The 22,545-nt window shown below is 76.7% G+C and carries 18 protein-coding genes; all 18 read right to left on the bottom strand.

Annotated elements, in window-relative coordinates; all coding sequences use genetic code 11:
- Positions 1-38: 38 nt before the first annotated feature.
- Positions 39-926: a CPBP family intramembrane glutamic endopeptidase gene (locus tag K1J57_RS22465; protein ID WP_220560583.1), complete on the bottom strand. Its 888-nt coding sequence runs from the start codon at positions 924-926 to the stop codon at positions 39-41.
- Between the two features lie 2 nt (positions 927-928).
- A complete protein-coding gene (locus K1J57_RS22460) occupies positions 929-1,486 on the bottom strand; it encodes a helix-turn-helix domain-containing protein (RefSeq protein ID WP_220560582.1) in 558 nt (185 codons plus the stop codon).
- Between the two features lie 42 nt (positions 1,487-1,528).
- Positions 1,529-2,023, bottom strand: a complete 495-nt coding sequence (locus K1J57_RS22455) for a DinB family protein (protein WP_255646507.1) — start codon at positions 2,021-2,023, stop codon at positions 1,529-1,531.
- The gene (locus K1J57_RS22450) at positions 2,020-2,697 is read right to left on the bottom strand and encodes a cyclopropane-fatty-acyl-phospholipid synthase family protein (RefSeq protein WP_220560581.1); all 678 of its coding nucleotides are present in this window, start codon (positions 2,695-2,697) and stop codon (positions 2,020-2,022) included. Before K1J57_RS22450 ends, K1J57_RS22455 begins: the two co-directional genes overlap by 4 nt.
- A 72-nt stretch (positions 2,698-2,769) precedes the next feature.
- On the bottom strand, positions 2,770-3,354 hold the full coding sequence (locus tag K1J57_RS22445) for a helix-turn-helix domain-containing protein (RefSeq protein ID WP_220560580.1): 585 nt from the start codon (positions 3,352-3,354) through the stop codon (positions 2,770-2,772).
- 9 nt (positions 3,355-3,363) lie between these two features.
- Positions 3,364-4,803 (bottom strand): ABC transporter ATP-binding protein, encoded by a 1,440-nt coding sequence (locus K1J57_RS22440; protein ID WP_255646506.1) that lies wholly within the window; start codon positions 4,801-4,803, stop codon positions 3,364-3,366.
- On the bottom strand, positions 4,790-5,605 hold the full coding sequence (locus K1J57_RS22435; RefSeq protein WP_220560579.1) for an ABC transporter permease: 816 nt from the start codon (positions 5,603-5,605) through the stop codon (positions 4,790-4,792). The genes K1J57_RS22440 and K1J57_RS22435 overlap by 14 nt, the downstream gene beginning before the upstream one ends.
- On the bottom strand, positions 5,602-6,597 hold the full coding sequence (locus K1J57_RS22430; protein ID WP_220560578.1) for an ABC transporter permease: 996 nt from the start codon (positions 6,595-6,597) through the stop codon (positions 5,602-5,604). Before K1J57_RS22430 ends, K1J57_RS22435 begins: the two co-directional genes overlap by 4 nt.
- Entirely contained in the window at positions 6,594-8,108 is a 1,515-nt protein-coding gene (locus tag K1J57_RS22425; RefSeq protein WP_220560577.1) for an ABC transporter substrate-binding protein, read from the bottom strand. Before K1J57_RS22425 ends, K1J57_RS22430 begins: the two co-directional genes overlap by 4 nt.
- 35 nt (positions 8,109-8,143) lie before the next feature.
- A complete protein-coding gene (locus K1J57_RS22420; protein ID WP_338151211.1) occupies positions 8,144-8,410 on the bottom strand; it encodes a ferredoxin in 267 nt (88 codons plus the stop codon).
- The gene (locus tag K1J57_RS22415; protein ID WP_220560575.1) at positions 8,404-9,645 is read right to left on the bottom strand and encodes a cytochrome P450; all 1,242 of its coding nucleotides are present in this window, start codon (positions 9,643-9,645) and stop codon (positions 8,404-8,406) included. The genes K1J57_RS22420 and K1J57_RS22415 overlap by 7 nt, the downstream gene beginning before the upstream one ends.
- A 37-nt stretch (positions 9,646-9,682) precedes the next feature.
- Positions 9,683-11,425 carry an ABC transporter ATP-binding protein gene (locus K1J57_RS22410; protein WP_220560574.1) on the bottom strand — a complete coding sequence of 581 codons (1,743 nt, stop codon included), beginning with the start codon at positions 11,423-11,425 and terminating at the stop codon, positions 9,683-9,685.
- Complete coding sequence (locus K1J57_RS22405) at positions 11,422-13,245, bottom strand: ABC transporter ATP-binding protein (RefSeq protein ID WP_370634486.1); 1,824 nt, start codon at positions 13,243-13,245, stop codon at positions 11,422-11,424. Before K1J57_RS22405 ends, K1J57_RS22410 begins: the two co-directional genes overlap by 4 nt.
- Positions 13,242-13,976 carry a trans-aconitate 2-methyltransferase gene (locus K1J57_RS22400; protein WP_255646505.1) on the bottom strand — a complete coding sequence of 245 codons (735 nt, stop codon included), beginning with the start codon at positions 13,974-13,976 and terminating at the stop codon, positions 13,242-13,244. Before K1J57_RS22400 ends, K1J57_RS22405 begins: the two co-directional genes overlap by 4 nt.
- Before the next feature lie 35 nt (positions 13,977-14,011).
- Positions 14,012-14,797, bottom strand: a complete 786-nt coding sequence (locus tag K1J57_RS22395) for a thioesterase II family protein (protein ID WP_220560573.1) — start codon at positions 14,795-14,797, stop codon at positions 14,012-14,014.
- A complete protein-coding gene (locus tag K1J57_RS22390) occupies positions 14,794-15,906 on the bottom strand; it encodes a Gfo/Idh/MocA family oxidoreductase (protein ID WP_220560572.1) in 1,113 nt (370 codons plus the stop codon). The genes K1J57_RS22395 and K1J57_RS22390 overlap by 4 nt, the downstream gene beginning before the upstream one ends.
- Positions 15,903-17,036, bottom strand: a complete 1,134-nt coding sequence (locus K1J57_RS22385; RefSeq protein WP_220560571.1) for a saccharopine dehydrogenase NADP-binding domain-containing protein — start codon at positions 17,034-17,036, stop codon at positions 15,903-15,905. The genes K1J57_RS22390 and K1J57_RS22385 overlap by 4 nt, the downstream gene beginning before the upstream one ends.
- Complete coding sequence (locus tag K1J57_RS22380; RefSeq protein ID WP_220560570.1) at positions 17,033-22,525, bottom strand: non-ribosomal peptide synthetase; 5,493 nt, start codon at positions 22,523-22,525, stop codon at positions 17,033-17,035. The genes K1J57_RS22385 and K1J57_RS22380 overlap by 4 nt, the downstream gene beginning before the upstream one ends.
- Between the last annotated feature and the right edge of the window lie 20 nt (positions 22,526-22,545).

The raw sequence follows: 22,545 nt of genomic DNA, 5'->3' as shown, positions 1-22,545 counted from the left end.
CGGGCTCTCCGCGGGGCCCGCGTCCCCCGTGCGGCGGGTCAGCGGTCCGCTCGGGACCCCTTCCGGAACCGGAGGAGGAACAGCACGGTGAGGACGCTGCACACGAGGACCGCGGTGAGGCTCGCCTCGGGGCCGAAGTCGCCGCCGGTGAGCAGGTAGGGGCCCGAGGCCGTGGCGGTGAACACGCTCGTCTCCCCGTGGTCGACGCCCGAGACCGCGGTGCCGAAGATCCCCGAGGCCGCGAGGTTCCAGCCCAGGTGCAGGCCGATGGGCAGCCACAGGCTGCGCGTGAGCAGGTAGGCGGCGCCGAGCATCAGGCCCGCCTCCACGGCGATGGCCGTCCCGGTCCACAGGGTGGCCCCGGGGTTGGCCATGTGCATGGCGCCGAAGAGCACCGAGGACAGCGCCAGCGCGATCCACGGGCCGGTGGCCTCCTCCAGGACGCGCAGCAGGACCCCGCGGAACATCACCTCCTCGATGACCGCGACCGCGCACATCAGTCCGATCGCCGCCATGACGCCGTCGACCGAGCCCCGACCGGTGATCGTGTACTCGCCGAGCACGGCGATGATCCCGATCACCGCCGCGAACAGCGCGACGCCCAGGACCGAACCGCCCACCAGCCCCAGGGGCAGGGCCGTGACGCGCAGTTCGGTGACGGCCCGGCGCTCGGTGAGGCGCACCATGGCGGCGTAGAGGAGCAGGGTGAGGACCGCGACCCCCACACCCAGGGTCTGGGCCCACAGGGGGCGGTCCATCACCGGCAGGATCACCTGGGCGGCGAGCGCCTGCACCGCCAGGAAGAGGACGGTCAGCAGCACGATGCGCACCAGGGCGGGGCGCAGCCACCGCGGGCCGTTGCGGGCCGGCGCCGGCCCCCTCCGGCCGGACTCGGGCGCCACCGCGGTTCGGGGGGTGTCGGACATGATCACTTTCCTTCTCGCGGGGCCCCGTGGCCCCGGTGGGAGTCGGGTACCGCCAGGTAGCTGAGAACGCGCCGCCGCCGCCCGCCGCCCGGGCCGCGCCCGGCCGCGGCCAGGACCAGCTCGCCGATCCGGGCGACCAGGTCGGCCAGCTCCTCGTCGGTGAGCCAGGCCGCCGCCTGCCGGTAGGCGACGCCGTCCCGGACGGGGTCGGCGTCCTCGTGGTCGAGGTAGCGGTCGAAGTCGGCCATCAGCGAGGCGGCGAACGCGGTGAACGCGCGGCGGTGGTCGTCCGCGGTCATCGCGGCCCGGGCCTCGGGGTCGACCTCCACGCGCCCCCGGCTCAGCCGGTAGCCGCGTTCCACGGCCCCGCGCACACGGCGCTCCTCCACCACCTCCAGGACGCCGGCCTCGACCAGGACGGCGATGTGCCGGTACAGGGTCGCGGGCGGGATGTCGGGGAGGCGGTCGCGCAGCTGCGCCGTGGTCAGCGGGTCGGAGTCGAACAGCGACTGCACGACGCGCAGCCGCACCGGGTGGAGGAGGACGTCGGCGGTGGCCATGCCCTTACGTTATCAACTCTGAGAATGTTATCAAATCCGATATCAACGGCCGGTGGCCCCGTCGGCCAGCTCGCGGAGGATGTCGAGGTGGCCGGCGTGGCGGCCGGTCTCCTCGATCATGTGCACCAGCGCCCACCGCATCGACGGCGCGGACCCGCCCGGGCCGCCCGGGTGGGCGGGCAGGTCCAGGTCCTGACAGGCGGCGATGGCCCGGTCGGCGGCCGCGACGGCCTCCCGGTACCCGCGGACGACGTCCCGCGGGCTCGCGTCCGGGGCGGCGTGGAAGGTGGCCTGCCAGTCGCGGGCCCGCTCCCCCAGGAAGACGAAGCGTTCGACGTGGGCCAGGTGCTCGACGAGCCCGAGGAGGTTGGTGCCCGAGGGCACCCGGGGGGCGCGCAGGTCGTGCTCCGGCACCCCGTCCACCTTGGCCAGGACGCTCCCGCGCAGGTAGTCCAGGAAACCGGTGAGCACCGCCTTCTCACCGGGGCCGGTCCGGGGCGGCAGCCGGTCCCGGCGGCGCGGTCCCGCGGAGCTCACGCGCGCTCACCCCCGCCCGCCCGACGGCGCGCCGCCACCACGGTGTCGACCACCGTCGCCGTCCCCCCGTGGGGGCCGCGGGCGAGCCGGGAGCGCCCCTCGCACACGAGGAGGGTCCAGCCGGCCCCGAGGCCGAGCGAGCGCCACAGGTCCTCTGCGCTCGGGTGGTCGTCGCGCTGCTCCCAGGACCAGGGCGCGCTGGAGCCGTGGTCGATGACGGCGAACACCCCGCCGTCGGCCACGGACCGCGCCGCCCGGCGCAGCGCGGCGCCGCGGTCGAGGTCCACGACGGTGTGGAAGTAGTTCGCGTAGACGAGGTCCCGGCTCCCGGGCGCAGGAACGGACCGGGCCAGGTCGTGCCGCTCCACGTCGAGGCGGTCCCCCAGGCCGGCTCTGCGGGCCCGCTCCGCCAGCGCGGAGAGGGCGTGCTCCGCGATGTCGACGGCGGTGACGCGCCATCCCGCGGCGGCGAGCCACAGGGCGTCCCCGCCGCGGCCGCAGGCGAGTTCGAGCGCCCGGGACCCCTCCGACGGGGGCGGCACGAGGGAGAGTTCGCCGGCCAGTGCGGTGAAGGCGGGGTTGGGCGCGGGCGGCGGCCCCGAGGGGTCCTCGTCGCGGTACCGCTGCTCCCAGAACCCGCGGCCGGACGGGGATCGGGTGGTGTCTGGTTCCATGCCGCCATGGTGGGCGCACCGGCGCCCGCGGCGCACGTTCTCTTGCGGATCCGCAAAAGGGGCGGCGGCGCCTCAGGCCCCGTGCAGGTGGACGCGCTCGCCCTGGGTCCCGAAGATCGCGATGACCTCCGCGGCGGCCGACTCGGCGGGGTTGCCGATCCAGTGCGGGACACGGGTGTCGAACTCGGCCGCCTCCCCCGCCCCCAGCAGCAGGTCCTGTTCGGTGCCCAGGACCAGCCGGACGGTGCCGGAGAGCACGTAGAACCACTCGTGGCCCTCGTGCGTGCGCAGCTCGGGCGCGGGGAGCGTCCGGGCGGGCGGGTAGACCACCTTGTAGGCCTGCACCCCGCCCGCGCGCCGGGTGAGCGGGACGAAGGTGAGGCCGAAGCGGCGCACCGGGCGCAGGTGCACCCGCGGGTCCCCCACCGGGGGCGCGTCCACGAGTTCGTCGATCGGCACCCGGTACACGCGCGCGAGCGGGAGCAGCTGGCCCAGGGTGGGGTGCAGCCGCCCGGTCTCCAGCCGCGACAGCGTGCTCGGGGTGATCCCGGTCCGCTCCGCCAGCTCGGCGAGGGTCATCCGCGCCCCCGTGCGCAGCCGCCGCAACCGCTCGCCCACGGCCCGCAGCACCGCGCCGTCGTCCCCGGTCTCGTCCATATCGGCAATCTAGCGGCCGGCCCGGCGTTCGGCCGGGACGGGGACGAGCGGGTCGGGGACCAGGGCCCGGCGCTCCGGATCCACCGCGAGGACCAGGTCCGCGCGGGCCGCCACGGCGCGGTCGTGGGTCGCCAGCAGGACGGCCAGGCCGCGTTCGGCGCGCAGGGCGTCCAGCAGGTCCAGGACGGTCCGGGCGCTGTGGGCGTCCAGGGCCGAGGTCACCTCGTCGGCGAGGAGGACGCGCGGCTCGGCCGCCAGGGCGCGGGCGATCGCCGCCCTCTGGCGCTGTCCGCCCGAGAGCCCGCCGGGGGTCCGGGCCAGCGCGTCGGGGGGCAGGCCGACCTCGGCGGCCAGGGAGGCGGCCCGCTCCAGCGCCCGTCCGCGCGGCTCCCCCAGCAGGACCCTCGCGGGGCGGGCCAGGGCCGTGCCCAGCCGGTGCGAGGGGTGGAGTGCGCCCGCCGGGTCCTGGCCGACGAACTGGACGGCGCGCAGCAGGCCGCGCGGCCGGTCCTCGACCCGTTCGGGCAGGGGGCTCCCCGACACCGCGGCGCTCCCGGAGGCCGGCGGGTGCAGCCCGGCCAGGGTGCGCAGCAGGGTGGACTTGCCGCTGCCCGAGGGGCCGACGAGGGCGACGAACCCGCCCGGCGGGACCGCCAGGTCGACCCCCTCCAGCAGCAGGGGGCCGCCTCCGGGGGCGCCGACGGACAGCGAGCGCAGCTCCAGGACCGGTTCCCCCCGGGCTGGCACGACCGGCACCGACCGGAGCGGTCCGGACCGTTCCGGCGGGGCGTCACCGACCACGGCCACGGTGTCGGCCACCCTCTCGGCGAACGCCCGGTCGTGGGTGATGACGATCGTGGCCCGTCCGGGCCTCCCCCGGCGCCCGTCCAGGATCCCGACCACGAGTTCCAGCGTGGCCGGGTCCAGGCCGCTGGTGGGCTCGTCCAGGACCAGCAGGTCGGGGTCGCCGACGACGGCCCGGGCCAGGGCCACCCTCCGGGCCTGGCCTCCGGAGAGCTCGTGCGGGCGGCGGCGGGAGAGCATTCGCGGGTCCAGTCCCAGGCCGCGCAGGACGCGGTCCGCGGCCTCGGCCTGTTCGCGCCGGGACCCGCCGGCACGGCCCTCCGCGACCAGGCCCGCGACGGTGCGCAGGGGGTGCAGGTCCGCGGAGGGGTCCTGGCCGAGCAGGCCGACGTGGGCGCGCCGCCACAGCCGGGCGGCCCTCCCGGCCGGGACGGGGACCCCGTTCCACCGCACCCGCCCGGCCGCCCGGCGCAGCCCGGCGGGCAGGGCGTCGAGCGCGCCCAGGACCGCGCTGGTCTTGCCGCAGCCGGACTCGCCCATGAGGGCCGCGACGCCGCCGGACGGCACGGACAGGTCGAGCGGACCGGCGACGGTGCGGCCGGAGCCGTCCTCGACCCGCAGGCCGCTGATCTCATATCCCGGCACGGGTGTCCTTTCTGCGCCGCGGGGCTCCGGGGCCCCGGGCGGTGACGAGGTGGACCGAGAGCGCCAGGGCGACCGTGGTGAGGCCGATCGCCAGGGCCGGCGCGGCCACGGACCACGGGTTCATGGCGACGCCGAGCATGTTCTCCCGCAGCATCAGCGCCCAGTCCGGGGCGGGCGGAGCGGGTCCGAACCCCAGGACGTTGAGGGCGGAGGCGATCTGGAGCGCCACCACGATCCGCAGCCCCAGGTCGGCGGTGACGACCCCCTTCATGGCGGGCAGCACCTCGCGGACCAGGATCGACGCGGAGCGCTCACCGCGGCCGCGGGCCGCCTCCACGTACCCGGCGCCGCGGATCGCGCGCACCGCGTCGCGGACCACCCGCAGGGTGAGCGGCGCCCCTCCGCACACGGTCGCCGTGACGACGGCGGCGTTCCCGGGCAGGGCCACGGCCACCACGAGGGCCAGCAGCAGGGAGGGGACCGCCAGCAGGAGGTCGGCCAGGTGGCTCAGGACCCGGTCGGTCCAGCCGCCGTACCAGCCGGCGGCCAGCCCGGCGCCGACCCCGGCCAGGGAGGCGGCCAGGGCGGCGGCGAAGGAGACGGAGAGGAGCCCGGCCCCTCCGGCGAGGACCCGGGACCACACGTCGCGGCCCAGGGCGTCGGTGCCCAGCGGGTGCCCCGCGCCCGGCCCCTGCCAGGGGGCCGAGACCGGGGCGGTCGGGTCGTACGGGGCGGCCAGGCCGCCCAGCGCCGCCGCGGCCAGGACCGCGACCAGGACGGCGGCGGTGAGTGCGCGGCTCACCACGGCCGCCTCCGGGGGTCGGTGCCGCCCGCCACCGCGTCGGCGAGGGCGGTGCCCGCCAGCACGACCGCGGCGGCGGACACGGCGACCGCCTGGATCACGGGGACGTCCCGCGAGGCGATGGAGGAGACCAGCAGGGAGCCCAGGCCGGGGTAGCCGAAGAGGGTCTCCACGACGGTGGCGGCGGCGATGAGACCTCCCGCGCTCACCGCCAGGACCCGCAGGAAGGGGGCGAGCAGGAACGGGAGGACGTCCACCGCGGCGATCGCCCACAGGGGCCGCCCGCGGCGGCGGGCGTCGGCCACGTGGGGGCGGGAGGCGGCGTCGGCGACCGCTCCGGCCAGGAGCCCGCCGCCGAACAGGGCGGTGGGCAGGGCCATGGACAGCACCGGCAGGACCAGGAGCTCCGGGTGGCGGACCGGCGGCTCCCCCGGCGGGAGCAGGGAGACCGCCGGGACCAGCCCGAGCACCCCGGACAGCAGGGCGGCCAGTCCCGAGGCGGTCACCGCCACCGGCACCGCCGCCCCGCCGGTGAGCAGCGCGGTCGCGGTGCCGCGGCCCCGCCGCGCCGCGCCCGCCCACCCGCCCAGGAGGAGCATCGCGGGTGCGGCCAGGGCCAGGGAGGCGCCGACCAGGGTGGCCGTGGCGGGCAGCCGCTGGAGGACGGCGTCCAGGACGGGGCGGCCGTTGACCAGGGAGGTCCCCGGGTCCCCGCGCAGCATGCCCGCGGCCCAGTCGGCGTAGAGCCGCCAGGGCGGCCCCTCCTGGCCAAGCTCCTCGCGCAGTTCGCGGACCTGGTCCGGCGTGGCGCCGGGGGTCGCCCGCAGCTCGGCGGCGTCCCCGGGCAGCAGGGAGGTGGCGGCGAAGACGACCGCCGACACCGCGACGAGGAGCAGGCAGGCCCGGGCCAGGGCCGCGAGCGGCCCCAGGAGCGGGGCCCCCGGGGACCGGGGGGCGGCGCCCTGCGGCGCCGCCCCTGTCGGACGCGTCAACCCGAGACCTCGACCTGCTCGATCCGCAGCCGGTGGAAGCCCGGCCCGGTGGGCAGGCCGCTCACGCCGGGGGCGGTGAGGTCGATGCCGTCGCCGAGCCCCCAGACCACGTATCCGCCGTCGTCGGCGAGGCGCTGCTGGAGGTCGCCCAGCAGGGCGTGGCGCTCGCCCTCGTCGGGGGTGGCCAGGGCCGTGTGGAAGTCGGCGTCCCACTCCTCGTCGTTCCAGCCGGTCTCGTTGATCGGGCCGTCGGCGAGCAGGGCCATGCGGGAGAAGTCCACGAACCCGTTCCCGCCCAGGCTGTTGAGGTAGAAGGGCTCGACGTTCCACACCTCGGTCCAGTAGGTGTCGGGCGGGCCGACCTCGACCCGCGCCTCGATGCCGGCCTCGGCGAGCTGCTCGGAGACCAGCACCGCCGCCTCCTCCATGCCCGGGTAGGAGTTGGTGGCGTGCAGGGTGAGGGAGACGCCGTCTCCGTGCCCGGCCTCCTCCAGCAGTTCGCGGGCCCGGTCGAGGTCCCGCCCGATCGGCTCGGCCGACGGGGCGAAGGGCTCCGAGGGGGCGACGAGGTCCGCGCCGGGCTCCCCGTAGCCGAGGAAGACGGTGTCGACGAGCGCCTCCCGGTCCAGGGCGAGCTTGACCGCCTCGCGCACCGCCGGGTCGTCGAAGGGCTCGGTCTCCAGGTCCATCACCAGCGGGTAGTTGACCCCGCCGGGCCGGGTGACCACCTCGACCTCCCCGCCCCCGGCGTACTGCTCGGCGGTGGCGGGGGCCACGCTCCCGGCGACGTCCGCCTGGCCGGAGGCGACCGCGGCCGCGCGGGCCGCCGGGTCGGGCATGGCGGTGATCTCCAGCCGGTCCGCTCCGCCCTCCGGCCCCCACCAGTCCCCGTTGCGGGTCAGGACCGCCGTGGTGTCGTCGGCCTCCTCCAGGACGAAGGGACCCGAGCCGGGGACGGGCTCGGTGATGTCGTCGGCGCCGTCGGGGACGACGAACGTCAGGGAGGCCAGGGCCGCGCCGACCTCGGCGTAGGGCTGACGGGTGACCAGCTCCAGTTCGTGGTCGCCCCGGGCCGAGGACGCCTCCAGGTCGAACATGGACAGGCGGCCGTTGTTCTCGGCCCCCTTGCCCTGGATGCGGCGCAGGGAGAAGAGGACGTCGTCGGCGGTGACCGGAGCGCCGTCGGAGAAGACCGCGTCCCGGCGCAGGGTGACGTGCCAGTGCGTGAGGTCCCCGTCCTCCGGCTCCCACGACTCGGCGAGCCGGGGCTGCACCACGCCCTGCTCGTCGAGGACGGTGAGCACGTCGTAGAGCATGGCGAAGCGCAGGTAGTCGGCCTCGTTGCCGACCCGGCCGTGCGGGTCGTTCGTGGTGGCCGCGGGCGCGCCGACCGCCGCGTAGCGCAGGGTCGTCGCCGGGTCCGCGCCGGCCGGGGCGTCCCCGCCCCCGGAGCACCCGGAGGCGGCCAGGGTCGCGGCGCACAGGGCCGCGAGGAGGGATCGTCGTCGCATCGGTGGGTTCTCGTTTCTGTTCGGAGCCGTGGCGGTCACGGCCCAGGGGGGAGTCGGTCCGCCCCCGTGTCGGGAGCGGGGGGAGCGGGGTGTCCCCGGAGGGCGATCGCACCGGAGGGGCACAGGTCGACCGCGTCCAGGGCGCGGGCCCGGGAGTCCTCCGGGACGTCGGCGGCGAGGAGGACCACCAGGCCGTCGTCGTCCTGGTCGAAGAGTTCGGGGGCGGCGCGCACGCACTGCCCGGCGCCCGCGCACACGTCCGCGTCGGCGGCCAGGCGCAGTCCGGGGGCGGGGTTCACCACGACACCGGCACCTCGTCCAGGCCGAAGATCGCCGAGGTCGAGCGCAGCGGCAGGTCCTCCAGGGGCACCGCGAGGCGCAGGCCGGGGGCCTTCTCGAAGAGGACGCGCAGGGCGACCTCGATCTCCAGGCGCCCCAGGTTCTGGCCGACGCACTGGTGGGCTCCGTAGCCGAAGGCGACGTGGTTGCGCTGGGCCCGGGTGATGTCCAGGCGCCCGGGGTCGGGGAAGGCCCGCGGGTCGTGGTCGGCCGCCGCCAGCAGGGCGATGAAGCCGTCCCCGGCGGGGATGGTCGCCCCCTCCAGGGGGATGTCCCCGGTGGCGACCCGCAGGGTGATGACGTCGGCCACCGACAGGTGGCGCAGCAGCTCGTCCACGGCGCCGGGCCACAGCGAGGGGTCCTCGCGCAGCAGGTCCAGCTGGTCGGGGTGGCGCAGCAGGTCGAGCGCGGCCAGGGGGATCATGTTGCGGGAGGTCTCGTGCCCGGCGTTGAGGGTGATGCCGATCTGGGACAGCAGCGAGGTCCGGGTGATCTCGCCCCGGGCCAGGGGGCCGTTGACGAGGCGGCTGATGAGGTCGTCGCCGGGCTCCTGCGCCTTCTCGTCGATGAGCCTGTCGATGAGCCCGAACAGGTCGGACAGGGCCGCGCCCACCTCTTCGGCCGTGCTGGTGCGGGCCCCCGAGACCGAGGTGATGCGGCGGAAGAACTCCAGGTCCTCCATGGGGACGCCGAGCAGGCGGCAGATGACGGTGGTGGAGACCCGGTTGGCGTACTCGCCGACCAGGTCGGCGGGGGCGGGCAGGGAGAGCAGGCGGTCGGCCTGTTCCCGGCAGATCGCCTCGACGGCCGGGCGCATGGCGCGGACGCGCTTGACGGTGAACTCGCCGACGAGCATGCGGCGGATCCGCGTGTGCTCGGGCGGGTCCATGCGGATGAAGGGCCGCAGTTCCGCGGCCACGGCCTGTTCGCCGTCCCCGAGGGCGGGGAACGCCGGGTGGCGGGCGTCGGAGCCGGCCGCCGGGTGGGACAGCGCGGTGCGCACGTCCTGGAAGCCGGTGACGAGCCAGACCTCCTTGCCGCTGGGGATGACGGCCTTGGTGAGGCCGCCCTTCTCGCGCATGGGCGCGTACCCGTCGGGCGGGGAGAAGGGGCAGGAGCGGGCGAGGGGGAAGGCGGCGGGCGCGCCGTCCGCGGTCGTGTCCGGGGCGTCGGGGGCGTCGGGAACGGGCGAGGTCATGGGCTCGGTCCTCCAGGGGAGTGGGAGAGGGTCGGGGTCAGGCGCGGTCGGCGGTGATCCGCCATCCGCGGGCCCGTTCGCGGGCCCGGATGTAGGCGGCGTGGCGGCCGTCCAGGGCGAGGAGTTCGTCGGGGGACCCCTGTTCCGCGACGCGTCCGCCGTCGAGGAAGACGATGTGGTCGGCGGCCGCCACCGTGGCGGGGCGGTGGGCGATCACCAGGACGGTGCGCCCCTCCCCCGCAAGTTCGACGGCGGTCCGGGTGAGCAGCGCCTCGTTCTCGGCGTCCAGCGCCGCCGACGCCTCGTCCAGGACCACGATCGGCGCGTCCTTGAGCAGGGCGCGGGCGATCGAGACCCGCTGGCGCTGGCCGCCCGACAGGGAGGCGCCGCCCTCCCCCACCGGGGTGTTCCAGCCGTCGGGGAGTTCGGCGACGACCCGGTCCAGGCCGGAGCGGGCCGCGACGCGTTCGAGGTCCCCGTCGGTGGCACCGGGGTCGGCGACGCGCACGTTGTCGGCGATGGTGGCGTCGAACAGGTACACGTCCTGGAAGACCACGGCCACCCGCCGGGACAGCTCCTCGCCGCCGATGTCGCGGACGTCGGCCCCGCCCACGCGCACCCGGCCCGCGTCGACGTCGTGGAAGCGGGCCAGCAGCCGGGCGGCGGTGCTCTTGCCCCCGCCGGAGGGGCCCACGAGCGCGGTCAGGGAGCCGGGTCCGGCCCGGAAGGACACCCCGTCCAGGACCTTCTCCCCGCCGGGGGTGTAGGAGAAGCGGACGTCGTCGAACTCGACCAGGGACCCCTGCGGGGCGACGGGCGCCTCGGGCTCGGGCAGGGGGCGGGCGTCCAGTACGGCGTTGATCCGGGCCAGCCCGTTGACCGCCATCCGCAGCGAGGCCCCGTGCTCGGCGGCCGCCGACAGCGGGTGGACGAACCTGACGACCAGCACGGTCAGCGCGACCGCCGTGGCGGCGGACAGGTCGCCGCCGAGCACCCGGTACACCACCAGGGCCAGGACCAGGGTCAGGGCCAGGCGCACCGCGAACGCGTAGGCGACCAGGGCCGGGACCGCTTTGAAGAGCAGTGTGCGGGCGGTGGCGTGCTCGGCCTCCAGGGCCCGGTCCAGGCCCGCCCGGCCCTGCTCCGTGCGGCCGAAGGCGCGCAGCACCGGCTGGGACCGGGCGTACTCCACCACCCGGTCGGCGGCCTCGTCGGCCGCGGCGTCCCGGGCGGCGTCGCCGCGCCCCACGGCGTCCGAGGTCAGGGTGAAGACCATCCACAGGACCACCAGGCACGCGGCGCAGGCCAGGCCCAGCCGCCAGTCGAAGAGGGCCAGGGCCGCGACCGCCACCACGGGGGTGACGACGGCGTCGGCGAGCGGGGGGTAGGTGTGGACGGGCAGGTTCGTGGTCCGCGAGACGCCGTCGGTGGCGATGCGGTTGAGCTCCCCGCGCCGGGCCCCGGTGAACCATCCCAGGGGCAGCCGGACCACGTGGTCGCCGAGCCGGTGGTGCAGGGCGCGGGAGATGGTGCTCCCCACCCGGAAGTTCACGTAGAGGCCGGCCGACCGCAGCACCGCGTACACGGCGGTGACCGCGGCGAGGACGAGGGCCCAGGGCGCGGCCGCGGACGGGTCGGGCCCGAGCAGGCGTTGCAGGACGGGGACCAGGAGCGCGAACACCACGCCCTGGAGGGCGGACACGCCTGTGGTGAGCGCGAGGGCCGCCGCCATGGGGCGGGCGTGCCCGGGGCCCATGGCCCTGAGGAGGTCGCGGATCACTGTTCTTCTCCCTGTTCGCCGCCGTCGTTCTGTGCGCTCCACAGGGCCGCGTAGCGTTCCCTGCGGGCGAGGAGCCCGTCGTGGGTGCCCGACTCGACGATCCGGCCGGATTCCATGACGGCGATGCGGTCGGCCCCGGCGACGGTGGCCAGCCGGTGGGCGATGACCAGGACGGTGCGGCCCCGGGCGAGTTCCCCGAGGGCGTCCTGGATGTCGGCCTCGGCGACGGGGTCCACCGCGGCGGTGGCCTCGTCCAGGACCAGGACGGCGGGGTCGGCCAGGATCAGCCGGGCGATGGACACCCGTTGCGCCTCTCCGCCGGAGAGTTCGGCGTCCTCCCCCACCACGGAGTCGTAGCCGCGGGGCAGCCGTTCGATGCGGTCGGCGATCCGGGCCGCCCGGGCGGCGGCCTCGACGTCGGCACGGGAGGCGCCGGGCCGGCCCAGGGCGATGTTGTCGGCCACGGACTCGCGCAGCAGGCGGACCTCCTGGAAGACGAACCCGACGTTGCGGTACAGCTCCTCGGAGGGCAGGTCGCGCAGGTCGACCCCGCCGAGGGAGACCGATCCGGCGGTGGGGTCGTGGAACCGGGCCGGGAGGGTGGCCAGGGTGGTCTTGCCCGCCCCGGAGGGTCCGACCAGCGCCGTGACCGTGCCGGGCTCCAGCACCAGGTCGACGCCGCGCAGCACTTCCTCGGCCTCGCGGCCGTCCTGGGCCGGGTAGGCGAAGCGCACGCCGTCGAAGACCACGCGGGCGTCGCGCGGAACACCGCCCTCCCCCTCGGGGAGCGGGGGGACCGCCAGCAGCCCGGCGACCCGGGCCGCCGCGGCGGCCGCGCCCTGGATCTGCTGGACCCGGGACCCGATGACGTTCATGGGGGCGCACAGTGCCGGGGCGATGAGCGCGAAGGCGACCACGGACACCGGGTCGCTCCACCCCGCGGCGGTGAACGCGGTCCCGGCCAGGACGGTGGCCACGGTGACCATGGGCGCCGACAGCAGCAGGAACGACGCGACCGTGACGGGGGTGGTGGCGCGCGACCAGGAGGCGAAGAAGTCGGCGTAGGCGTCGGCCGCGCGCAGGAAGCGCTCGTGCGCCCGGCGGTGGCCGCCGAAGTGCTTGACCACCTGGATGCCCTCGACGAACTCCACCGCGGCGGCGTTGATGTCGCCCATCGCGCGCGCGGCCTCGGCCAGTTTGGCGGTCCCGCCGGCCATGGCCCGGGCGAACAGGAGGATCCCCGCGGCGATCAGGGCGACGGCCACCAGGCCGAGCCGCCAGTCGACGAGGAGCAGGTAGGCGAGGGCGGCCACCGGTACCGCGACGACCGCGGCCAGGTCGGGCAGGGTGTGGGCGACCAGGGAGTGGACCTCGGCGATGTCGTCGTGCAGGGCCTTCTTGACCCGGCCGGACCCGCGTCCGGAGAACCACCCCAGGGGCACCCGGGACAGGTGGGCGGCCAGGGAGCGCCGGACCGCCAGCTGCATGTCGTTGTCGGCGAGGTGCCCCACCAGGGCGGAGGCGGCGCCGGCCAGCAGGGACGCGACGGCTCCGGCCAGGGCCAGGCCGATCTGGGTCCACAGGCGGCCGGGGTCGGCCGGCCCGGCCTCCAGCAGGGCCCGGGCGATCTCGACGATGCAGACGAGGGGCACCAGGCCGAGTGCGCCCGCCGCCCCCTGGAGGGCGGCCGCAGTGGCGACCCGGCCGCGGACCGGTCCCAGGAGGACCGTGAGCGGGGAGGGGGGCCGCGCTTCGGGGCCGGCCTCCGGCGGGGCGGGCGGCACGGCGGCGGTGCCGGTGGCGGTGTCGTCGACGGTCACTTGACCAGCACCCCGATCTCCGGTGTGGCCTCGCGCCCGGTCTGCGCGAGGCGTTTGACGGCCAGCCCGGACTCCTCCGCCAGGCGGTCGACGCCGAAGGTCTCCCAGTCGTACTCGTCGGCGACCGTGCGGACCTGCTCGCCGCCGCGGAAGACCCGCCATTCGGTGCGCCAGCGCATGACGCCGTCGCCGGCGGGCTCGCCCGAGATCCACCACTCGTAGACCTGCTCGCCGACGGCCTCCCGGCACATGCGCACGAACGGGATGGACCGGGGGGTGTCCACCCCCATGAGCTCCACGACGATCGGCGCGCCCGGGGGCAGGCGGTCGGCCAGGCGCTTCCACAGGGCGATCCGCTCGGGCCGGGGGATGTGCCCGGCCACCCCGAAGATCACCACCGCGGAGAGGGAGTCGGGCAGCGGCAGCTCCTGGGCCGGTTCGGGGAGCACGGTGACGCGCCCGCGCAGGGCGGGGTCGGAGAACACCCGGCTGGTCAGGACGGCGCGCATGACCGGCGAGGGCTCCGCCGAGAGGATCCGGGCGGAGGGCAGGATCCCGGCGATGGTCGCGGTCACCAGGCCGGTGCCGGCCCCGATGTCCAGGACCGGGCCGTGGCCGGTGTCCAGACCGGTCAGCGCGGCGCGCAGGGCGGGCGCGCTGGAGACCAGGTGCCGGTGGCCGACGAGGTCGAAGAACTCGGCCGCCGGTGAGTAGTAGTCGATGGCCGTCACAGGTGCGTCCTCCAGGGTGGATAGGGGAAAAGGGGTCAGGGGGTGCTGGGCCAGGGCGAGGCGGCGGCGGCCAGTGCCGGGTCCAGCCGGCGCAGCAGCGCGGACAGGACGGCCCGCCGCTGCGGCACCAGGTAGAAGTGGTCGCCCGGGAACACCTGCACGTCGACGCGGCCGGTGGTGGTCGCCGACCACCGCCCGGCGTTGGACGTGTCGACCTCGGGGTCGGCGTCCCCCAGGAACACGCTCACGGGGCAGTCCAGGACGGGCCCGGGGAAGGGCCGGTAGCGCTCGACGAGCCGGTAGTCGGCGCGGATGTAGCCCAGTACGGCCTCGCGCAGCCCGGGGTCGGCCAGGACCTCCTCCTCGGTGCCGCCCAGGCGGAGCAGCTCCGCAACGAGGGCGTCGTCGTCACCCTCGTGGACCCGGCCGGCCGGCGCGTCCGCCGGGGCCCTGCGGCCCGAGGCGAAGAGGCGCTCGGGGGCGGGGGCGCCCGAGCCGCGCAGGGCGCGGGCCAGCTCGTAGGCGACCGCCGATCCCATGCTGTGCCCGAACAGGGCGTAGGGGCGGTCCAGGAGGGGGGCGAGCTCACCGGCGACCGCGGCGACGAGCTCGGCCATGTCCTGTGCCGGGGGCTCCCCGAAGCGGTCCTCCCGGCCGGGGTACTGCACGCAGAGCAGGTCGACGCCGTCGGGCAGCAGGGGCGCCCAGGCACGGTAGGCGCCCGCCCCTCCCCCGGCGTGGGGCAGGCAGACCAGGCGCAGTCCCGCCCCCGGACGGGGACGGGGGCGGCGGAGCCAGGATCCGGGTGCGGTGGCGGTCATGGGGCTCCCATCGGGGCGGTGCGGTCCAAGTCGGCGGCCCTCCAGGGGACGGGGGCGGCGGGCCGGATGATGTCGGGGCGGCCGAGGCGGCCGGTGACCTCGTGCCACAGGCGGCACACGGACAGGTCGAACTGGCCGCGCGGCAGGGGGTCGGCGCCCGTCCGCACGTCGGCGGCGAAGTCGGCCATCGCGCGGGCGAGCGTCCGGGGCCACACGCGGGCGAAGACCTCGCGGTGGGAGGGCGGCAGCGTTCCCTCCAGCACGGTGACCGCGGGCTCGTCCAGGTGGTCCGTCCCGGGGCCGGTCGAGCGCAGCCGCCCGTGGCCGTCCCGGGGCGCGTGCAGCCGCGGGTGCCACAGCACCGGCCCGTGGGTGTCGGCCAGGGCCAGCACCCCGCCCTCCGCGGCCAGGGACAGCCGGTGCCAGAGCAGGGCGTGGTTGTCCCCGTCGGAGGGGTCGATCTGGTTCTGGACGCGCAGCGTGACCGGGACCCCGGCGACCGTCGCCTGCACCACGCGGTAGGGCGGGGGCGTCGCGGCCGGGTGCGCGGTCCCGGGGTCCAGCGGGTCGGTGACCGCCCAGGGGCGCAGCCCGCCCAGGGCGCGTCCCAGGACGTCCAGCAGGGGGTAGAGCACCTGGAGCGCGGAGGTGGCGTCCACGGCCAGGACGGGGCCCCGGCGGCGCATCTCCGCCGCCGCGTCCAGGAACCGCCCGACGGCCGGGACGTGCCGGTAGAAGGGGTCGAGGTGGTAGACCAGGCCCGCGCCGCGCGCCGCCCGCAGCAGCCCGGCCAGCTCGTCGTGGTGGACCGGGTGCTCCTGGAGGACGTGGACGCCCCGGGCGAGCAGGCCGTGGGCGATCTCCGCGCCGGGGCCGCCCGAGACCGCCGACCCCACGGCCACGCAGGCCGCGTCGACGTCCCCGGGCAGATCCTCGACGGAGGTGTACAGGGGCAGCCCCTGCTCGCGGGCGTAGGCCCGGGAGAAGTCCCCGCCCCTGGCCAGGATCCCGACCGGGGCGAAGTCCTCCGGGAGCAGGCGCAGGGCCTCCAGGTAGAAGCGCCCGAACCCCGTCCCGCAGACGACGGTGCGCAGCGGCCCGCCGTTCACAGTGCGCCCTCCTCGACGGCGGCGCCGCCGGGGCCGGGCGCGCCCTCGTACTCCCGGAGGGTCCCGGTCCGCGGGTCGGCGAAGAGCGCCGCGACCGCGGGCTCGGGGTCCAGCACGTCGGCCGCGTGGTGGACCCCGCGGGGCACCCGCCCCTCCAGGACCTCCAGCGCCGTCCAGGCGCCGACGTGCCCGGTGGTGCGGTAGCCGTCCGCGGTGCGCAGCACGAGGGTGGTGTCCCGGCCCCGGCCGTCGCTCAGCTCCAGGACGAGGAGGTGGAACGGTTCGCGCCCGGCCAGGTCCAGGTCCGCGGCCCGGCGCAGGCCGGCCGCGGCCGCGGCCGGGTCGGCGGGCGGGCGCCCGGCGAACGCCGACAGCAGGGCGCGTGTGCGCCCGCCGAGGTGGACGTTGGACCACTCCGCCTCGCGCAGCCCCAGGTCGCGGGCGAGCCTGCGCACCTCCTCGGTGAGGAACGGCTGCACGAACCCGGGGAGGGGGAAGTGCGGGGCCCGCACGCCGTCGGCGGCGCGCAGGGCGCGGGGCACGACCTCCCCGCCGCGCCAGGCCGCCAGCGGCGTCCCGAACACGGCGGCGGGGTCCGCCGCTCCGGGCAGCGACAGCAGCAGGTCGCCCGCGGCGGCCTCGGTGCACCGCTCCAGGCCCCCCGCGTGGGCCCGCAGCCGGGTCAGCCCGTGCCGGGCCGCCGCCAGGCGGGGCAGCAGGGCCGACAGGCCCGGCAGCAGGCCCGCCGACACCACGGCCGTGCGCCCCTCCAGCAGGGGGTTCCCGGTCAGGGAGGCGACCACGGGCTCGTCGCCGGTGACGTCCACGTAGTCCGCTCCGGCGGCCAGGGCCGCGAGCGCGACCCTGTCGACCAGGGCGTAGGAGGGGCCCGCGCAGTTGAGCACCACGGCGCACCCCTCGCAGAACCCCGCGAGGGAGGAGGGGTCGTGCACGTCGACGGGGACGGCCTCGGCCCCCCTGCCCAGTTCGCCGGCCAGGGCGTCGAGCGGCCCGGGGCGGCGCCCGCCCAGCCGCAGGCGGGTGTGCCCCAGGGCGCGCAGGAACCGGGCGGCGGGGGCGCCGACGGCGCCCGAGGCCCCCACCACCCCGATCAGGGACTCCTCCGTCACCGGATCACGTCCCCGCCGGTGATCGCGTCCAGGTGCTTGAGGATGCCGGGCGCGTAGGGCACCGACAGCATGCCGAAGTGGTCGCCGGGGACGTCCACGATCGACAGGTCGCCCAGGACCAGCCGCTCCCAGTAGGCGGTGACGCTCTCCTTGTTACCGGGGAAGGGGTAGGCGCCGCCGTGCCGGACGAAGGTGACGTCGCCCGCGTAGGGCTGCGGCTCGTAGCGCGAGATGGAGAACACGCTCTGGCGGAAGACGCGGAACATCTCGTCCAGCGCCTCGGGTTCGTAGGTGCCCGCCGAGGGCGGCACGGCCGCGCACATGCGCGCCACGCGGACCTCGCGGGGCACCTCGGCCAGGGCGCGGAAGCACGCGGCGACGTCGGCGTACTCCCCCTCCAGCCGGCCGATGGCCCCGTCGGGGAGCAGCCCGGGGGTGGCCTCCAGCAGCAGGTCGGAGGCGGCCGACACCCGGTCCTCGTCGGCGGGGAACCCCACGGAGACCGGGTCGATGCCCATCATGACGGCGAAGGCGTACTCGGAGATGAGCTCGTCGTCGAGCCGGAACGGCGGGCGGTGCGTGCTGATCGCGGTGAGCGAGGCGACCTCGGCCCCGGCCTCGGTGAGGGTGCGGGCGACCTCGGTGGCGATGAGCCCGCCCAGGCAGTAGCCCACGACGTGGAAGCGGTCGCCGCCGCGCTCCAGCAGCGCCCGGGCGTAGTCGGCGGCCCACTTCTCGATGACCTCTGCCGGGTCGGCCGCCAGGAAGGCGGGCACGTCGGGCAGTTCCAGGCCGACCAGCGTGCCCCGCCCGGCGGCACGGCGGCGGATCTCTGTGATGAGGGCCCGGTAGGGGATGATGGTGCCCGTCCCGGCGTGGACGAGCGCGGTGACCGTACCGCCGCCCGGGCCGTTGAGGGGCACGTACGGGTCGGCGGTGCCCGCGGTGGCGGCGTCCCTCTGCCCGGAGAGGTCGCGCAGGTAGGAGGCCAGGCCCGCGACGGTCGGCGTGCGCAGCATGTGGCGCAGCACGACCTCCCACTCGATGTCCTCCCCGGTGCCGGGCAGGGCCTCGCCCAGGCGTCCCACCATGCGGGCGACCAGCAGGGAGTCGCCGCCCAGGTCGAAGAAGTCGTCGGTGCGGCCCACCCGGGGGCGCTCCAGGAGTTCGGCCCACAGTGCGGCCAGGGCGCGCTCCAGGTCGTCGGCGGGTTCGGCGGACCGAGTCTCCACCGTCGCCGCGCCCTCCTCCCGGGGCAGGTCGCGGGCCAGGGCGGCGCGGTCGACCTTGCCGTTGCCGGTCAGCGGCAGCGAGTCCAGGACCCGCCACCGGGCGGGCACCATGTAGTCCGGCAGGCGGGCGGCGGTGTGGCGGGTCAGCCCGTCCGGGCCGACCGGGAGCCGGTCCGTCTTGAGCCGGGTGAGGTACAGGGTCTGCCCGGTCCCGGAGAGCGGGTCGGCGGCGTCGGGCAGCACGAGCGGGGCCGCCGCCCCGGCGCGCTCCAGCGTGTCCGCCCACTGGGCGCGGTCCAGGAAGGTCCGGTCGTCGTCGGTGCGGGCGTCGCGGTGGCCGCCGCCCAAGCCCTCCATGAACTCCATGGAGACCAGCAGGGCCGGGTCGCGTTCGAGGGTGGTCTCGATGAAGAGCAGGTGGCCGCCGGGGACGAGCACCTCCCCCAGGCGGGCCAGCGCGGTGTCGGCGCTGACGGCGTTGTGCAGGACGTTGGCCGCCACGACCACGTCGAAGGAGTTGGGCTCCTGTCCCTGGGACCGGGGGTCGCGGTCGAGGTCGAACAGGCCGAAGGACACCCAGGGGAAGTCGGCGAACCTCTCCCTGGCCTCGGTGAGGAAGAACGGCGACAGGTCCGTGAACCGGTAGTCGACGGCGTACCCGGCCAGGGCGTGGACGACGGCCTCGGTGGTGCCGCCCACGCCGGCGCCGACCTCCAGGACCCGCAGGGGCGTGTCGCCGGTGCGGCGGCGGGCGATCTCGGCGAGCGCCGCGGCGGCGGAGGCGTTGAGGTGGCGGACGGCGAGGTTGTCGCGGTAGGCGGCGCCGGCGGTGTCCAGCGCGGCGCCGGGGAAGAGCAGGGTGCGCACGTCCAGGTCGCCGCGCAGGAGTTCGGGCAGCCGCTCGGAGCAGGTCCGCATGTAGTCCAGGACCTCGGTGCCGTAGTCGACCTTCGCCTCCAGCGCGGCCAGCTCCGCCCAGCCCCGGGCGTGCTCCTCGCGGGTGACCGGGGCCGGGTCGCGGAAGGCGTCGCCGTCGCGGGTGAGGCGACCGGCGTCGGCGAGCGCCTCCAGCCAGCGGCGGACCAGCCGGTGGTGCCTGCGGTCCGCTCTCAGCGCGTCGGCGGCCTCTGCCGCGGTGTGCGCCGTGTCCCGGAACAGGCCCGACTCCGTCAGGGTGAGGGCGATCGCCTCCAGGGCCGTGGTGCGCATCCGCTCCAGGAAGGCGTCGAGGTCGGCGCGGTCCAGTCCGGCGGTGGCCCCGTCGGCCGCGGCGCGGGCGGCGTCGGCGACGGCGCCCTCCACGGCGGCGTGCGGACCGGTCCCGCGCACGGCCGTCTCGACGAAGCCGGCCAGGCGCCGGTCGCGGGGGTCCCCCACGGCCAGGACGGCCGCGGAGGCCACGGCCGGATGGGAGAGCACCGCCGCCTCGATCTCGGCGAGTTCGACGCGGTGGCCGCGGATCTTGACCTGGTCGTCCTCGCGGCCGAGGAACTCGATGTCGCCGCCGGGCCGGTACCGGCCCAGGTCGCCGGTGCGGTACAGCCGCTCGCCGGTGCGGGGGTGGGCGACGAAGCGCTCGGCGGTGCGGGCCTCATCGTTCAGGTAGCCCGCGGCGACGCCGGCGCCGCCGATGTACAGCTCCCCGGCGACCCAGTCGGGCCGGTCGCGCATGCGGTCGTCGAGCACGTGGAAGGTCTGGTTGGTGAGGGGGCGGCCGTAGGGGATGCTCGGCCAGGACGGGTCCGCCTCGCCGATGCGGTGGTGGATGGACCAGATGGAGCCCTCGGTGGCCCCGCCGAAGCCGTACAGCTCGGTGCCGGGCAGGTGGGCGCGGACCCGCTCGGGCAGGGTGAGGGGGATCCAGTCGCCGGAGAGCAGGGCGACCCGCAGTGTCGTGGGCGCCCTGTCGGGAGCGGTGGCCAGGTAGTCGGCGAGCATGCCCATCTGCGCGGGCACGGAGTTCCACAGGGTGACCCCGTGCTCGCGGGCCAGCTCGGCCCAGTGCGAGGGGTCGCCCCGCCGGTCGGCGTCGGGGAGCACGATCGCCCCGCCCCGGCCCAGGGGGCCGAAGAGGTCGTAGACGGACAGGTCGAACCCCAGGGCCGCCAGGCCCAGCACGCGGTCGCCGGGACCCACGGAGAAGCGGCGGTCGACGTCCTCGACGGTGTTGAGGGCGGCGCGGTGCGCGATGACCACGCCCTTGGGGGTGCCGGTGGAGCCGGAGGTGTAGATGACGTAGGCCGGGTCGTCCGGGGAGACCGGCCGCTCGGGGAGGGAGGTCGGGGCGGTGCCCTCGGGGGCGGTGTCGACCTCGATGACGGCCGTGTCGGCGTCCCAGTCGCCGACGGCGGCCAGCCAGGACTGGGTGAGGACGTGCCGGACCCCGGCGTCGCCCAGGATGGCGCGGCGGCGCGCGGCGGGCTGGGTGGTGTCGACCGGGACGTAGACCGTTCCGGCCAGCAGCGCGGCGTAGACGGCGACCACCTGCTCGGGGCCCTTGTCCATGACGACGGCCACGCGGTCGCCCGGCCGGGCCCCGGCCTCGCGCAGCAGGGCCGCCGTGCCGGCGGCGCGCCGCCACAGCTCCCCGTGCGAGAGGGCGCCTGCGCTGTGCAGCACGGCCGGGGTGTCGGGGGCCTCCAGCGCGCGGGCCAGGGCGTTCTCGTGGAGCAGCGCGTCGGGCAGCGGCCCCTCGGTGGAGTTGGCCCGGGTGCGCGTGAACACCTGCTCGGCGGGCAGCGGGACGGGGGCCTCCTCGTCCCAGGCGGCGTCGGAGGCCGCCAGGCGGAGCAGCAGGTCGTGGTAGGCGCGGAAGGCGTCCTCCGCGACGCCCTCGCAGAGCACGCCCTCGCGGACGTCCCAGCGCAGTGCCAGGGCGTCGCCGTTCAGGGAGACCTGGCAGTCCACCCACACCTGGGGGGTCTGGGACAGCCCGTACACCTCGCGGGCGGCCCAGGCGCCGGGGTCGGGCTCCCCGTCGTCGGCGCCCAGCGCTCCGGTGAAGACCACCGGCATCAGCACGGCCGTCTCGTCCCGGCGCCGGGACAGCTCGGCCAGCAGCTCGTTGCCCGAGTACAGGCCGTGGTCCAGGTCCTCGATGAGCCGGGTCTGGCGGGCGGCCGCGCGCTCGGCGAAGGTGGCGCCGTCGTCGGCCCGCACCGCCAGCAGGGTCAGCGAGGTGAAGTCGCCGACGACGCGGTCCAGGTCCGGGTGGGTCGCCGGGCGCCGGGGCACGGGCAGGTTGAGGGTGAAGTCGGGGCGGCGCGACCACAGGCCGACGACCTCGGCGTAGGCGGCCAGGGCGACGGAGGAGGGGGTCAGGCCCCGGCCCGCGGCACGGGTGCGCAGCGCCTCCCACACCTGCGGTTCCAGGCGGGCGGACAGCCGGGTGAACCGCGCCGAGGCGTCGGCGGCGTGGTCGGCCAGGGGGAGTTCGGGCGCCGGGGGAAGCGCGTCCGCGCGCTCCGTCCAGTAGGCGCGGTCCCGGTGGTACCCGGCGCCGTCGCGCAGCGCCCGCTGGGCCAGGACGTGGTCGCGGAAGGTCACCCGCGGCGCGGGGAGGGCGAGGGAGGGGTCCTCGTAGAGCGCGCGCAGCTCCTCCAGGAGCAGGCGGACGCTCGTGTGGTCGGCGGCGAGCAGGTCGACGGACAGGTGCAGGACCGCCCGGCCGGAACCGCGGGTCAGGTGCAGGCGCACCAGCGGCCAGGACGAGGGGTCGGGGACCAGGTCGCGCAGCCGTTCCCGGGCCCGTTCGGCGTGGGGGCGGGGGTCGGCCGCTCCGACGTCGGTGACGGTGAGGGACTCGCCGGGGGCCTCGGGCAGGACCTCCTGGTGGCCCTCGGGGGAGACCACGGCGCGCAGCATGTCGTGCCGGTCCACCAGGGCGTTCCACGCGGTGCGCAGGCGGTCCGGGTCCAGGTCGTCGAACTCCAGCTCGGCGTAGGCGTGGCAGGCGACCCCGCCGTAGTCGTAGGCCGACCCCCGGCCGACCAGGTAGGCGCCCTGCACGTCGGTCAGGGGGAAGGGCTCGTGCCGGGAGGCGGGGTCGGGGACCAGGGCCGGCGCGGCCGGCTCCTCCAGCAGGGCCAGGACCGCGTCGCGGTGCTCCCGCAGGAGCGCGCGCCGCTCGTCGGTGAGGGTGCCCGAGGGGGCGCGGAAGTGGACGCGTCCGGCGTCGGCCCACAGGTGGACGCCGTCCGCCCGGAGTTCGTCGAGCAGGGCGCGCGGGTCGTCGGGGCCGGCGGGGGTGGGCTGCACGGTGTTCTCTCCTCAGGGGT

The organism is Nocardiopsis sp. MT53, from assembly GCF_019598965.1.
In the GTDB taxonomy this organism is placed as follows: domain Bacteria; phylum Actinomycetota; class Actinomycetes; order Streptosporangiales; family Streptosporangiaceae; genus Nocardiopsis; species Nocardiopsis changdeensis.
This window is presented reverse-complemented; position numbering and strand designations above follow the sequence as displayed.

What these genes read in the sequence shown, in the direction of transcription:
- K1J57_RS22465 (WP_220560583.1), bottom strand. Translation starts at nt 926, where the DNA reads ATGTCCGACACCCCCCGAACCGCGGTGGCGCCCGAGTCCGGCCGGAGG.
- K1J57_RS22460 (WP_220560582.1), bottom strand. Translation starts at nt 1,486, where the DNA reads ATGGCCACCGCCGACGTCCTCCTCCACCCGGTGCGGCTGCGCGTCGTG.
- K1J57_RS22450 (WP_220560581.1), bottom strand. Translation starts at nt 2,697, where the DNA reads ATGGAACCAGACACCACCCGATCCCCGTCCGGCCGCGGGTTCTGGGAG.
- K1J57_RS22445 (WP_220560580.1), bottom strand. Translation starts at nt 3,354, where the DNA reads ATGGACGAGACCGGGGACGACGGCGCGGTGCTGCGGGCCGTGGGCGAG.
- K1J57_RS22425 (WP_220560577.1), bottom strand. Translation starts at nt 8,108, where the DNA reads ATGCGACGACGATCCCTCCTCGCGGCCCTGTGCGCCGCGACCCTGGCC.
- K1J57_RS22415 (WP_220560575.1), bottom strand. Translation starts at nt 9,645, where the DNA reads ATGACCTCGCCCGTTCCCGACGCCCCCGACGCCCCGGACACGACCGCG.
- K1J57_RS22395 (WP_220560573.1), bottom strand. Translation starts at nt 14,797, where the DNA reads ATGACCGCCACCGCACCCGGATCCTGGCTCCGCCGCCCCCGTCCCCGT.